The sequence below is a fragment of the Actinoplanes sp. NPDC051405 genome (assembly GCF_055586185.1).
The window spans coordinates 15,639-29,365 of the sequence record NZ_JBVJIR010000006.1; the positions used below are offsets into that span (position 1 = coordinate 15,639).

The following is a 13,727-nucleotide window of genomic DNA, read 5'->3' on the forward strand; positions in this document are numbered from 1 at the left end:
GCAGGGCGGCCAACTGCAGGGCGGCCAACTGCAGGGCGGCCAACTGCAGGGCGGCCAACTGCAGGGCGGCCAACTGCAGGGCGGCCAACTGCAGGGCGGCCAACTGCAGGGCGTCCCGCTGCAGGGCGTCCCGCTGCAGGGCGTCCCGCTGCAGGGCGTCCCGCTGCAGGGCGTCCCGCTGCCGGGCGGCCCGCTGCCGGGCGGTCAACTGCCGGGCGGTCAACTGCCGGGCGGTCAGTCGGCGGCCGGACAGCCTGCGGGCTATCAGCTGCTGGACGGCCAACTGCCCGACGCGCACCTCCCGGGCGGCCGGCTCACGGGTGTGGCGGGCCTGCTGGACGCAGCGGGGCAGCCGGGCGTGGCGGGCGGTCCGGCGACCGCGTCGTGGCCGGAGATCAGCCGGGACACCCGGGCGCAGGACCGGCCCTCGCGCCCGCCGGTCGATGTCGCCGCGGTGCGGGCGAACGCGCGATGAGCACACCCATGTTGACCGGTTCCGTGGCCGGCTCCCCCGCCGCCGACCTGCTCGCCGAGGTCGCCGCCGACCCGTTCGCGCCGTTGCAGGCCGTGGTCGGCGCGCCGGGCGGCTTCGGCAAGACCGTGCTGCTGCGGGAGCTGGCCGGGCTCTGGCAGCGGGCCGGGGTCACGGTCGTCACCCCGTGGCGGCCCGTCGACGCCAGCGGTGACCAGGTGCTGCTGGCCGACGACGCGCACCGGCTGCCCGCGGCCCGGCTCGACGAGCTGCGGGCGTACGCGGAACGGCCGGAGGCGCGCATCGTTGTCGCGTACCGTCCATGGCCTCGCCCGGCCGGCCTGCCGGCCCTGGTCGATGCGCTGCGCCGGGCGCGGCGCCCGGTGCAGCTGCCCGCGCTGACCGCCGGGGAGATCCACTCCCGGCTGGCCGCCGTCGTCCCGGACCCGTCCCCCGACCTGGTGGCCTTCGTCGCCGAACGAACCGGCGGGGTGCCGCGCTACGTCGCCCGGGTGGCCGACGCGCTCACCCAGGCCGACGCCGCCGCGCGCCGGGTGCCGGTCGCCGCGCTCAGTGCGTTCGCGGCCGACCTGGATGAGCTCGATCCGGACCTGCGCACCCTGCTGCTGGCCGTGGAGGCCGGCGCCGGGCTCTCCTTCGAGCTGGTCGCGGCGCTGCTCGAGCGGGACGCCGAGACCGTGGCCGGGCTGGTCGACGCGGGCCGGGCCACCGGGTTGCTGGCCGCGGACGGCACGCTGGTGCCATTGGCCCGGCAGGCGATCGCCGCGCTCGGCTCGATCGGGCACCGGATCGACGTGCGGCAGCGGCTGGCCGGGCTGCAGCTGGAACGCGGCGGGCCGGTCCTGCCGCTGGTCCGGCCCCTGCTGCGCGACGCCGGCGACAGCAGGGGCGCCCTGGTCCCCGGTACGGCCGGCACCGGGCTCGGCAAGGTCTACGAGGCCGCCGGCGAGGAGGCTTTGGGCGACGACCCCGAGCTGGCCGCCCGGTTGTTCGCCGCGGCGGCCGGCGCCGGCCGCACCACCGCCGCCCGCCGGGCGCTGGCCACGGCACTGGCCGGGGACCTCGACGAGGCGTCCCGGCTGGCCGATCAGGCGCTGGCGGCGGGCACGCCGGAGCAACGCGCCGAGGCCGCGTACGTCGCCGCGGCCGTGCTCACCCACCGTGGGCAGACCGCCCAGGCCGCCGCCCTGTACCAGTGGTCGCCGTCCACCGTCACGGCCGGCTTCGGCGCGGTCGCCCTGATCGGTGTCGGACGGCCGGCCGACGCCGAGGCCCTGGACGCGTCGGGCACCGGCGAGCCGCCGACCTCGCTCAGCGCGACCGCGGCGCTGATGGCCCGCGGCATGGCCGAATCGGTCCGGGGCACTCCGACCGCGGCGCTGTCGGCGCTGGTGCAGGCGGCCACCATGATCGAGCCGGCCGGTCCGGCCGTGCTGCTGCCGGACAGCCCGGCCGCGCTCGGTGCGACGATCGCCCTGCACAGCGCCGAGCTGGACACCGCGGACGCGCTGCTGGCCCGCGCGGTCCAAGCGGCGACCGGCGGCACCTTGCTGGCCGACCGGCACCGGCTGTTGCAGGCCTGGACGATGCTGCTGCGCGGCCGGATCGGCGAGGCGCGCGCGGCGTTGCTGCCCGGGCGGCGGGGACGCGATCGCCTGTTCGCCTCCGCGTTGCAGGTCGGGCTGAGCCGCCGGGCCAGCGACCTGGTCGGGCTGCGCAGTGCCTGGCCGGACGCCTGTCACACGTTGATCGGCCAGCCGGTCGACCTGTTCACCCTGCTGCCGCTGGGCGAGCTCGCGGTGGCCGCCGCCCGGCTCGGTGAGCAGCACCGGGTCGCCGGGCAGCTGGCCGAGGCCGACCTGCTGCTGTCCGCGCTGGGCGATCCACCCCTGTGGAGCGCGCCGCTGCACTGGAGCCGGTTGCACGCCGCGGTTCTCGTCGAGGACCACGACGCGGCCACCCGGCACGCGCAGTCCCTGGCCGGCATGCGCGGCTTCAGCCCGTACACGGAGGCGGTCGCGGCAGCCGCCGCGCAGTGGGTCGACGTCCTGACCGACACCGCCGACCCGGACGCGGTGGTCGCCGCGGCCCGCGGGCTGAGCGCACTCGGGCTGGCCGGGGACGGCGCCCGGCTGGTGGGTCAGGCGGCGATCCGGACCGCCGACCGCAAGGCGATGACGCTGCTGCTCGACTGTGCCCGCGCGTTGCAGGAGCGGATCGCCGGGCCGCACGAGTCCGCCCCGGCCGTGGGCACCCGCTCGCGGGCCGGCGAGGGCGGCCCGCAACTGCTCAGTGAACGCGAGCGTGAGGTCGCCGCCCTGGTCCTGGAGGGACTGACCTACAAGCAGGTGGCCGAGCGGCTCTACCTCTCGGCCAAGACCGTGGAGCATCACATGGCCCGCATCCGGCAACGTCTCGGGGTCACCGACCGGCAGGCCCTGCTGACCCGGCTGCGCGCCCTGATCGGTACGGGGGAGCAGCGATGAGCACGCTGACAAAGGTGATCACCGGCCTGGCGCTGCTGGTCGCGCTCTGGGCGGCAGCCGCCGTGCCCGCCGTCACCGAGGCGGTGCAGGTGATGTCGGCCCGGCTCACCGCGAACCACCTGAGCCGGCCGCTCGGCACACTGGTGCTCGCCCTGGAGGCGGAACGCCGGCTGTCGGCCGGTGAGTCGCCCGCGGGCCCGGAGCTGGCTGCCCAGCGGGCCCGTACCGATCGGAGCCGGCAGGAGCTGCGGACCACCCGGGACAGTTGGATCACGTGGCTGGCCGACACGGACGCCACCCGGCAGACCGACGCGCTGCTGGAGCACACCGACCGGCTGCCGGCCGTACGGGCCGCGGTGGACGGTGGTCAGGTGGTGCGTGAGCGGGCGGTCGACTCGTACACCGCGCTGATCGACCCGGCGGGTCTGCGGACGCCGACGGTCTTCCCCGACCAGCTGGCCGGGTCCTCCGCCGGGTTGTCCGCGCTGAGCCGTTCCCGCGAGCTGCTGGCCGAGGAGGATGCCCAGCTGGTCGCGACGGCCGGGCGCCGGGGCGGGCTCACCGAGGCCGACCGGGTACGGCTGTCCACCCTGTCCGGCGCGCGGCGGAGCCTGTTCGTGGCGGCCGGCAGTGACCTGCCCGCCGCCACGGCGACGCAGTATCAGCAGCTCGCCGCGGACACCCGGCTGGCCGCGGCCGAGAGCCGGCTGCTGGCGGGCACCGGTGGCGCGCCGGACTGGTCGGCGGCGTACAACCAGGTCAACACCGGGCTGTGGGAACTGCAGGCGAGCGGGACCCGGGCGGCGGCGGACGCGGCCACCGGGCATGCGGTCGTGACCGTGGTGCGGGCGGGGCTGGTCGGCGGGGTCGGGCTGATCGCGGTCATCGCCGTACTCCTGGTGGCGCGCCGGTCGCGCAGCCGGGCCACCGCTTCCGGCGGCGAACGCCGGCCGGGCACCGACCGGGCGGCCGGGGATCCGTCGTCCCGGCTCGAACCGCTGCTGCGCGACCTCGAACGCCGCAACCAGGGCCTGCTGCACCGGCAGTTGCGGCTGCTCGACACGCTGGCCCGGCGGGAGTCGGACGACGAGACGCTGGGTGAGATGTTCCGCGCCGACCACCTGGCCAACCGGATGCGCCGCAACCTGGAGAAGTCGATCACGCTGGCCGGGGGAACGCCGGCCCGCCGCTGGCGCAACCCGGTGCCGATCGGCGAGGTGGTGCGCGGTGCCGCGTCCGAGATCAGCGAGTACGGCCGGGTGTCCACCTCCCAGGTCGAGCCGGTCCTGCTGGCCGGGGCCGCGGTGACCGACCTGATGCACCTGCTGGCCGAGCTGATCGAGAACGGGACGATGTTCGCGCCGGCCGAGACCCGGGTACGGGTGACCGGCTCGGCGCAGGAGTCCGGTTATCGCCTCACGGTGACCGACGTCGGGCCCGGGATGGACGAGGACGACCTGGTCACGGCGGCTCAGGTGATGGCCGGGGAGGATCCGCCGGCCGGTGGCACCTGGTGGGGCCTGTACGCGGTGGGCCGGTTCGCCGCCCGCAACGGCATCGCGGTGGAGCTGCACAACGGCGCCGACGGTGGCCTGGCCGCCGAGGTGACCGTCCCACCCGCCTTGATCAGTCCGGCCCCAGCCGACCCGGAGGAGCAGGTGACCGGTGAGGAACCGACGCTCGACGACCTGGAGCCGGTGATGCAATCGTGACGATCTCCGACGAGGCGTGGTACGACGAGGACGCCGGCCCGCTGGTCCGCCTGTACGCCCGGGTCGGCGGCCGGTCCACCGTGCCGCACGATTTCGAACTGAGCACGATGATCCACTGTGCTCCCGGCGTCACCGCCCCGGACGGGCTGTCGGCCGACCAGCAGGCAGCACTGCGGCTGTCCCGGCGGCCGATCGCGCTGCCCGAGATGGCCGTGCACCTGGGCCTGCCGCTCGGGCCGACCCGGCTGCTGCTCGGCGAGCTGCGCGCGGCGGGCCTCATCAGCACCGGCGGGCCGGCCGAGGGCAAGCGCGACTCCTCCCCCGCCGTGCTCCAGCGGCTCCTCAGCGGGCTGCGCTCACTGTGATGATCGCGTTCCTGGACACTGTCGGCTTCCGAAGCACCTTCGACGTCCCGGCGCACAGCCGGCTCCCGATCCACGAAGGCTTGAGATGAACGACACCGATTCGCGGCCGCCGCGCTCGCTGGTGGTGGTGCTCCTGGACGGGGTGCTGCGGCTGGTCGCGGCCGTCCACTCCGGCGCGACGCCGACCCCCAAGGTCCGCGAGGCCGGCGAACGGCGCGGCGTCGGACGCTATCTGCTGGTGGCCGGGGTGGTGGCCGCGCTGGCCGGCACCGCCCTGCTGGTCGTGATGCTGGTGCGGGCGCCCGACGGCGGCACGCCGCCACCCGACCGGGCGGCCGCCCTGCCCGGCCTGGCGTCCCGGACGGCGCAGCCGAGCGTGGACGTGACGACGACTCCCGAGGCGGTGGGCACAACCGCGACCCCGAGCGACGCCCGGAGCGGTCCCACCACGGCGGCGACCAGGCCGGCGCCGTCGGTGTCGGCCAAGGTGCCGATCACCGAGAACGCTCCGGTCCCGCTGACCGCGTCGTACCGGACGTCGTCGGTCACGGCCGGGCTGCTCGGCTACCGGATGGCGGTCACGGTGGCCAACCCCGGGACGAGCGCGAAGGACGGCTGGACGGTGACGGTGACGCTGCCCCGGTCGACGCTGCGGGTCTCCGGGGTCAGCGGCGCGACCGCGGCGCAGGACGGCTCGGTGTGGACCTTCACGCCGGACGCCGCGACCTCCCGGGTGCCGGCGGGCGGCTCGGTCGAGCTGGCCTTCGAGGTGCACGGCGCGACGCTGATCGACGCGACCCCGCAGGACTGCCGCATCGACGGCAACCGCTGCGGGGACTGAACGCCGGACCTTACGGCTTGCGGCCGACCGCGCCGTACTGGTCGATCTCGGGGGACTCGGCTTCCGGCCGCCACCGGGTGACCGAGACCAGGCCCGGCTCGACCAGCTCCAGGCCGTCGAAGAGCTGGGCCAGGCGGGCCGGGCTGCGCAGGTGGTACGGCAACGCGGCGGACTGGTTCCAGAGCCGCGCCGCCTCGACGACCTCGGCGCTGATGTCGGTGCCGTCGTACAGGGCGAGGTAGCTGCCCGACGGCACCGCGGCCAGCGCCTTGCTGACCATGGACTGCGCCTCGGCGTCGTCCTCGACGTGGCCGAGCACGCCCATGAACAGGACCGCGACCGGCTGGGAGAAGTCCAGCGTCTTGGCCGCCTCGCGCAGCACCAGGTCCATGTCGTGCATGTCGGCGTCGAGGTAGCTGGTGACGCCCTCGGGCTTGCTGGTGAGCAGGGCCCGGGCGTGCGCGAGCACCAGCGGATCGTTGTCGACGTAGACGATGCGGCTGTCCGGGGCGACCGACTGGGCCACCTCGTGGGTGTTGTTGGCGGTGGGCAGGCCCGTGCCGACGTCGAGGAACTGGCGCACCCCGGCCTCGCCGGCCAGGTAGCGCACCGCCCGGGCCAGGAACGCGCGGCTGAGCCGGGCGTTCTCGGCGAGCGCGGGCTGGCCGACGAGGATCTGGTCGCCGACCGCCCGGTCCACGGCGAAGTTGTCCTTGCCGCCCAGCAGATAGTTCCAGATCCGGGCGGTCTGGGGAACGGAAGTGTCCAGTTTGGGGTGCTGCTGCTCGTCGCTCGCCACGTGCCACTCTCCGAATCGGACGGTACTGGTCGGCAGGTCCGCGCCAGCCTAGACTGCCGCGTCCACGCTACCGCGCGGCTCCGTTCGCCGGGGTCCCGAACCAGCGGGTCGCGGCCCGCTCGAACGCCGCCCGCTCGAACGCCGCCCGGCCGGGGTCGCGATCACCCGTCCAGGCGACGGTGCCGTCGGGCCGGACGAGCACGGCACCGAGGCCGAGATCGTTGTGCGCCGGCCCGGCCGCATAGCGCAGCCGGCTCCGCCAGCGGTGCGCCGGCTCGGCCAGGGATCGGCCGGGGCTGAAAGCGAGTACGGCGCCGTGTCCGTCGCGCAGCAGGTCGCCGAGGCGGGCGCCGTCCCGGAGCCGGAACTCCGGGGCGTTGTGGCCGACCAGCGGCTGATCGCTGCCGAGGTCGTAGCGGATGGCCGAGCCCGACAGCTTGCCGTACACGTAGGTCGTCCCGTCCCGGGTCGCGATCAGGTCGCGGATCAACGCCTGGACCGCCTGGCCGTGCGGGTCCGGCCGCATGGCCGCCGCCTGGGCGCGGGTCCAGTCGAGCGCCGCGGCGCCGATCGGGTGACGCTCGCGGGCGTAGGTGTCGAGCAGCCCGTCCGGCGCGTGCCCGTGCACGGTCGCGGCCAGCTTCCACCCCAGGTTCAGGGCGTCGCCGAGGCCCAGGTTGAGGCCCTGTGCGCCCAGCGGCGAATGGATGTGCGCGGCGTCGCCGGCGAGCAGGATCCGTCCCCGGCGGTAGGTCGTCGCCTGCATCGCCCGGTCGGTGAAGGTGGAGGCGAACCACACGTTGCTCAGCGTCACTTCGGTGCCGGAGACCCGGCGCAGCACCGCCTGCAGATGCTCCCGGGCCGGTGTCCGGGAACGATCGAACGCGCCGTCGTCGACGTCCATCATGCCGAGGTGCCCGGGTACCGCCATCCCGCGCCGGTAGAAGGCCTCGACCGACGTGACGGACAGTCCCCGCATGCCCAGCGGCATCGCCTTCCACGGCGAGTCCGGCTCCGGATCACGTTCGAGCACCAGGACCGAGCAGCCCGCGACGCCCAGCTCGCACGCGAGGAACAGACCGACCGGGCCGGCGCCCGCGATCACGACGTCGTGCACGGCGCGCCTCATGCGAACAGCGCCAGGTCGACGGAGTCGGCCAGGGCCCGGTAGCCGGCGTCGTTGCCGTGCAGGTGGTCGCCCGCGTCGAACTCGTCCCGGAGCCGGGCCGGATCGGCCGGATCCCGCCAGACGGCATCGAAGTCCAGCACGGCGTCAAAACCACCACCGGTACGGATCCAGGCGTTGACCGCCTGCCGCGCGCTCTCCCCCGCCGGGGCGAAGACATCCGAGCCCCCGTACGGCGTGAGCGTCGCACCGTAGATCTTCACGCCGCGGCTGTGTGCTCGGGCGATGAGCTGGCAGTAGCCCGCGATGAGGTCGTCCGCGGTCACCGGCGCACCGGGGAACATCATCAGGAACTCGCCCATCGGCCCGTCGTCGCGCGGGGCGAAGGAGATGGCGAGGTCGTTGGAGCCCTCGAGCACCACCACGTGGCCGAGGCCCGGTGTCGCCAGCACGTCACGGTCGAAGCGGGCCAGGGCCGAGGCCCCGAACCCGTCGTTGAGCACCCGGTTCCCGCTGATGCCCTGGTTGCAGACGTGGACAGCGGGCCCGTCCCGCCCGGCGAGACGCCCGGCCAGCAGGTCCGGCCACCGGTGGCCGGCGCCGGGGGTCGAGCCGGCGCCGTCGGTGAGGGAATCGCCGAGCGTGACGACGGCCGTGGCCGGCCCGTCGGGAAGCACCTCGACCGCCGAGAGCAGACCTTGCGCCGGCAGCGGCACGGCACCGCCGGGCAGGGCGGGGGCGGCCACGGCGTCACCAGGGATGGACCAGCCGCCGTCCAGGTCCGAGCCGTGGGTGGTGCAGGTCTCCACCCGGCCGGGCAGGTACAGGCTGATGGCCAGGTGGGCGAGAGCCGCCACGGGCAGGTCCACCGGGTCGCTGAGGGCCGGGGCGCCCGCCGGGACGTCGACGGCCGGCCGCCCGGCGAAGGTCAGCTCCCGGTCGCTACCCGGCTCGATCGCCCCGCCGGGAGCCGCCCGGCCCAGCCGCGCCGCGCCGATGGTCAGCGGGGTGGTTCCGTACTCGTTGGTGAAGCGGACGCGCACCCGGCGCCCGCCGCCGCTGAGCCGCACCACCTGGCGCAGGGTGGTGTCGGCGAAGGGCTCGAGGGCCGAGACCGACGCGTCGGGCGCCTGGGGCGAGGCGCTCCAGGTCCGGACCCAGCCCTGGTCCGTGGTGTTCATCTGGCTCATCCGGTGCCTCCGTCGTTCGTGGTGGTGATCCGTCCGGGACCGAGACAACGGCCGGGCGCTCACACCGGGCGCACACGGCGCTCACACGCACTGATTTGGGGACTTCCCGGTGCCCGCGCGAAGATCAGGTGATGGACGAGGGCGGGGGGCTTCGCGTCGCGCTGCTCGGCGCCTTCCGGCTGTCCCACGGGGACGCCGCGCTGCCGATCGCGGGCGCGCGGTTGCAAGCACTCGTGGTCCGGCTGGCGCTCGCCGGCGGACGGTCGGTCGAGCCCGGTGTCCTGGTCGACGCGATCTGGGCCGAGGACCCGCCGGCCGGCGCCGCGCACGCCTTGCAGGCCCTGGTCTCGCGGTTGCGCCGGATCCTCGGCGCGGCCGGTGACCTCGCGCAGGTCGCGGGCGGTTACCGGCTGGCCCTCGACCCGGCCGACGTGGACGCGCTGCGGTTCGAGCAGCTCGCCGCCGCCGGCCGTGACCGCCTGCGCGCCGGCGACCCGCACGCCGCGGCGGCCCTGCTCGACGGGGCCGTGGCGCTGTGGGGCGAACGTCCCGGCGCCGAGCCGGCCGCTGTCGCCGCGGTAGCACCCGCAGCCGCGACCCGCCTGGCCCACATCTCGGTCGAGGCCGTCGCCGACCTGGCCGAGGCCGAGCTGATGCTGGGCCGCGCCGACGTGGCCGCCACCCGCCTGACCGCGCTGCTCGCCGAGCAACCTGTCAACGAGCGGGCGGCCGCGCTCCTCATGGACGCGCTCGCCGCGCAGGGCCGCCAGGGCGACGCCCTCGCCCGGTACGAACAGACGCGGCAGGCCCTGGCCGAGGCACTGGGCACCGACCCGGGCGCCGCCCTGCACGAACGCCACCTGCGCCTGCTGCGGGCCCCCGCCGCCGGCACGGCACGGGCCCGGCCCGGCAACCTGCCCGCGCCGCTGACCAGCTTCATCGGCCGCGAGGAGGACCTCGCCCGGATCGGCACCCTGCTCGCCGCCGGACGGCTGGTCACCGTGCTCGGCCCGGGCGGTGCCGGCAAGACCCGCCTCGCCGTCGAGGCCGCCCGCCGCCACCAGCACGACTTCCGCGACGGCGCCTGGCTCATCGACCTCGCCTCGGTCACCGAGCCGGCCAAGGTCGGTGCCGCCGTGCTCGCCGGGGCCGGGCTGCGCGGCGGCGCGATGTTCGAGGCACGTGCCCGGGTCGAGGGCGACGAGCTGGAGGTGCTCGCCGAGCAGCTCGGCGGCCGGGAGAGCCTGCTGCTGGTCGACAACTGCGAGCACCTCATCGACGCCGTCGCGCAGCTGGCCGCGGCGCTGCTGGCCCGCTGCGCCGGGCTGCGGGTGCTGGCCACCAGCCGCGAACCCCTCGCGGTCGACGGCGAGACCCTGGTGCCGCTCGGCCCGCTCGCCCTGCCCGCGGCGGACGACAGCGTCGAGGCGGCACGGCAGACGGCGGCGGTGCGCCTGTTCACCGAGCGGGCCACGGCCGTCCGCCCCGGCTTCCGCGTCGACGAGTCCACACTGGCCGAGGTCGTGCAGGTGGTCCGCGGCCTGGACGGGATGCCGCTGGCCCTCGAACTGGCGGCGGCCCGGCTGCGGACGTTGTCGCTGCCCCAGCTGGCCGCCGGGCTCACCGACCGCCTCCGGCTGCTGTCCACCGGCAGCCGCGCCGCGCTCCCCCGGCACCGCACGCTGCGCGCGGTCATCGCCTGGAGCTGGGAGCTGCTCAGCGAACCCGAACGGACGGTCGCCGAGCGCGTCTCGATCCTGCCCGGCGGTGTCACACCGGCCTCGGCCGCCGCGGTCTGCGCGGGCACCGCGGTGCCCGCCGACGAGCTCCCCGAGCTGCTCGCAAGCCTGGTCGACCGGTCACTGCTGCAGCTCGCGCCCGAGCCCGGCCGCTACCGCATGCTGGAGACGCTGCGCGAGTACGGCATCGACCGCCTGGCCACGACGGGCGCGCTGGGCACCGCCCGCGACCTGGCCGCCGACCATTTCGCGGCGCTGCTGGCCCGGTCCGATCCGCAGCTGCGCGGGCCCGGACAGCCGGCCGCCCTGCGGCTCATCAGCGCCGAGTACGACAACACCCTGGCCGCCCTGCGCCGGCGCTGCGACACCGGCGACAGCCCCGGCGCGGTCACTCTGGCTCTGCACCTGACCTGGTACTGGCACATGCTGGGCCGGCGCCCCGACGCCGCGTACTGGCTGGGTGAGGCCCTGGCGGTGCCCGGTGGCGGCCCCACGCCCGAACGCGACTGCGCCCGGGCGATCCACCTGTTCAACCGCCTCGACACCGGGCCGGGGACGACAGCCGGGGAGACCGCCGCACAGCTGCGCGGGACGGCCGGCCGGCTGCTCGCGTACCCGGAACTGCCCGGACCGGCCGGCGCGCTCGCCGCCCTCGCCCTCGCCTTCCTGCGGGAGGAGCAGGCCGCGCTGACGCTCATCGAGCGGATGGCGGCCGGCGCCGACGGGTGGCTGGCCGGGCTGGCCCGGATGTTCCGGGCCGAGTTCGCCGAGAACGCGGGCCGGCTCGACGAGGTGCGTACCGACATCACCGCGGCCCTGGCCGGTTTCCGGCAGGCCGGCGACCGCTGGGGCCAGGCGACCGTGCTGCCGATGCGCGCCCAGCTGCGCCAGTACGACGACGACCTCGACGGCGCGCTGGCCGACCTGCGCGAGGCCCGGTCGCTGGCCGGCGCGTTCGGCTCGCTCAGCCGGGGTGACGAGGTGTTCCTCGACCTGCGCTGGATCGATCTGCACCTGCGCCGCGGCGACACCGGCCCGGCGCTCGCGACGATCGGCTCGGCCCGGGAGCGGGCTGTCCGCGCGCGGGCACCGGAGCTGCTGTTCCTGGTCGACGCGTGGGAGGCCGGCTTTCGGCTGCGGCTGGGCGACCCGGACCGGGCGCGGGAGCTGCTCGACGCCGCCGAAGAGGGTCTGCGCGGCGACTCTCCGTTCCCCGGTGACGACGCGCGCACGATGGTCGGCAGCGTGCGCGCCGGGCTGCTGCTGGCCGCCGGTGACCGGACCGGCGCGAAACGAGCGCTGGCGCAGGCGTACGCGTCCGCGTTGCGAACCGGCGACCTGCCGATCCTGGCCCAGGTGGCGGTGCACATCGCCGCTCTCGCCGAGGCGTACGGGGACCATCACGAGTCGGCTGTCCTGCTCGGCGCCGCCTCCCGGCTGCGTGGCGCGCATGACCGCACCGACCGGCAGGTACGCGAGCTGAGCCGCCGGGGCCGGGCCGCGCTGGGCGTGGACGATTTCGCCGCGGCGTACGGGAAAGGCTGGGAGCTGGACGCGCAGACGGCCGTGACCACCGTCGACCCGGGCCGGCTCGGCCGGTGACCGGCCTCAGGCGGGTGCGGTCCAGTCCGGCGGCTCGGCCGGATGCAGCTCCGGGTCGTCGACCGCGAACGTCCGCACGGGTCCCGGCGGCGTGGTGGGACCCTCGAAGCGGACGGTGACCCGGCCCAGCCCGCTGCCCCAGACCCAGCCCGGTCCGTGCTCGTCGTGCCGGACGTCCTGCCCGGGCCGCCACTGCGCCGACAGCGGCTCGGCGGGCACGGACGGCTTCACCAGCTCCGGCACCGCAATGGCCGCATCGACGTCCGGCGCGGCGGGGGCGGAAGAGCTGAACAGGTCGTCCTGCGCGAAGTCGGTCAGCGTGGTCATCCCGACCCCGAGCAGCCGGATGCCGGCCGCGGTGTCGACGTCGGCGAGCAGCCGCCGGGCCAGCTCGGCGACCAGCCGGGGATCGTCGGTGGGCTGGTCCCGGGTCAGCGACCGGGTGATCGTGGTGAAGTCGTGGTGCCGGATCTTGACGGTGACGGTCCGCCCGGAGATCCCGCCGGCCCGCAACCGGCCGCCGACCCGGGCGGCGAGCAGGTCCAGCTCCCGGACCAGCCGGGCCCGGTCGGCGACGTCGACGTCGAAGGTCTCCTCGGCGGACACCGACTTCGCCTCCCGTTCGGTCACCACGGCGCGGTCGTCGTCGGCGCGGGCCAGCCGGTACAGCCCGGCGCCATGGGCCTGGCCGAACCACTCGATCAGGTCGGGCAGGGCCACCGCGGCGAGCTGACCGACCGTGTGGACCTGCGCGCGGCGCAACCGTTCCTGGGTCGTGGGCCCGACGCCCGGCAGCCGCCCGACCGGCAGCGGGTGCAGCACCGCGCGTTCCGCGCCGGCCGCGACGACCAGCAGCCCGTCGGGTTTGCGGAGGTCGGAACCGATCTTGGCGAGGAGTTTGGAGGAGGCGGCGCCGACCGAGCCGGTGATCCCGCCGGTCGCCGCCGCGACGGCGGCCTTCAGCCGCCGCGCGATCGCGGTGACCCCGGCGGTGGAGAGGTCGTGGTCACCGGCGGCGAGATCGACGTACGCCTCATCGATGGAGACCTGCTCCACCACGGGCGACACGTCAGCCAGCAACGCCATGAAGACCTCACTGGTGCGGCGGTACGCGCCGAAACGAGGTGCCAGGAACGCCGTACCGGGCGGGCACCGCCGCCGGGCCTCCGCGGTGGGCATCGCGGACCGGGCGCCGTACGCGCGGGCCTCGTAGGAGGCGGTCGCCACTACCCCACGCCCGGCGACACCACCGACGATGACCGGCCGGCCCCGCAGGGACACCTTGTCGCGCTGCTCGACGGCGGCGAACATCGCATCGAGATCCACATGCAGAATGCTCGGCTCACGTCTCACCCTCCCAGTGTCGACCGGGCC

10 protein-coding genes are annotated in these 13,727 nt (G+C 75.7%); 5 read left to right on the plus strand and 5 right to left on the minus strand.

Going from position 1 to position 13,727, the window contains the following annotated elements; all coding sequences use genetic code 11:
* Positions 1-283, minus strand: a 283-nt coding sequence (locus ACZ6S4_RS14735; protein WP_465475425.1) for a hypothetical protein, incomplete at its 3' end; no start/stop codon positions are given.
* Between the two features lie 200 nt (positions 284-483).
* On the opposite strand from ACZ6S4_RS14735, the gene ACZ6S4_RS14740 reads away from it, so the two are divergent.
* The 4 genes from ACZ6S4_RS14740 (at position 484) to ACZ6S4_RS14755 (ending at position 5,897) form a co-directional block, all read left to right on the plus strand.
* Entirely contained in the window at positions 484-2,979 is a 2,496-nt protein-coding gene (locus ACZ6S4_RS14740) for a helix-turn-helix transcriptional regulator (RefSeq protein WP_465475426.1), read from the plus strand.
* On the plus strand, positions 2,976-4,691 hold the full coding sequence (locus tag ACZ6S4_RS14745; RefSeq protein ID WP_465475427.1) for a sensor histidine kinase: 1,716 nt from the start codon (positions 2,976-2,978) through the stop codon (positions 4,689-4,691). The genes ACZ6S4_RS14740 and ACZ6S4_RS14745 overlap by 4 nt, the downstream gene beginning before the upstream one ends.
* Positions 4,688-5,056: a DUF742 domain-containing protein gene (locus ACZ6S4_RS14750; protein ID WP_465475428.1), complete on the plus strand. Its 369-nt coding sequence runs from the start codon at positions 4,688-4,690 to the stop codon at positions 5,054-5,056. The genes ACZ6S4_RS14745 and ACZ6S4_RS14750 overlap by 4 nt, the downstream gene beginning before the upstream one ends.
* 85 nt (positions 5,057-5,141) lie before the next feature.
* The gene (locus tag ACZ6S4_RS14755) at positions 5,142-5,897 is read left to right on the plus strand and encodes a cellulose binding domain-containing protein (RefSeq protein ID WP_465475429.1); all 756 of its coding nucleotides are present in this window, start codon (positions 5,142-5,144) and stop codon (positions 5,895-5,897) included.
* Positions 5,898-5,907: 10 nt separating this feature from the next.
* On the opposite strand, the gene ACZ6S4_RS14760 is transcribed toward ACZ6S4_RS14755, so the two are convergent.
* The 3 genes from ACZ6S4_RS14760 to ACZ6S4_RS14770 all read right to left on the minus strand — a co-directional run bounded on the left by ACZ6S4_RS14760 (position 5,908) and on the right by ACZ6S4_RS14770 (position 9,012).
* Positions 5,908-6,696, minus strand: coding sequence for an SAM-dependent methyltransferase (locus ACZ6S4_RS14760; RefSeq protein ID WP_465475430.1), 789 nt, complete (start codon positions 6,694-6,696; stop codon positions 5,908-5,910).
* Between the two features lie 67 nt (positions 6,697-6,763).
* A complete protein-coding gene (locus ACZ6S4_RS14765; protein ID WP_465475431.1) occupies positions 6,764-7,825 on the minus strand; it encodes an FAD-dependent monooxygenase in 1,062 nt (353 codons plus the stop codon).
* Complete coding sequence (locus ACZ6S4_RS14770; protein ID WP_465475432.1) at positions 7,822-9,012, minus strand: SGNH/GDSL hydrolase family protein; 1,191 nt, start codon at positions 9,010-9,012, stop codon at positions 7,822-7,824. Before ACZ6S4_RS14770 ends, ACZ6S4_RS14765 begins: the two co-directional genes overlap by 4 nt.
* 131 nt (positions 9,013-9,143) lie before the next feature.
* On the opposite strand from ACZ6S4_RS14770, the gene ACZ6S4_RS14775 reads away from it, so the two are divergent.
* A complete protein-coding gene (locus ACZ6S4_RS14775) occupies positions 9,144-12,353 on the plus strand; it encodes a BTAD domain-containing putative transcriptional regulator (protein ID WP_465475433.1) in 3,210 nt (1,069 codons plus the stop codon).
* A gap of 6 nt (positions 12,354-12,359) precedes the next feature.
* On the opposite strand, the gene ACZ6S4_RS14780 is transcribed toward ACZ6S4_RS14775, so the two are convergent.
* Positions 12,360-13,706 (minus strand): DNA polymerase IV, encoded by a 1,347-nt coding sequence (locus ACZ6S4_RS14780; RefSeq protein ID WP_465475434.1) that lies wholly within the window; start codon positions 13,704-13,706, stop codon positions 12,360-12,362.
* Positions 13,707-13,727 lie beyond the last annotated feature (21 nt).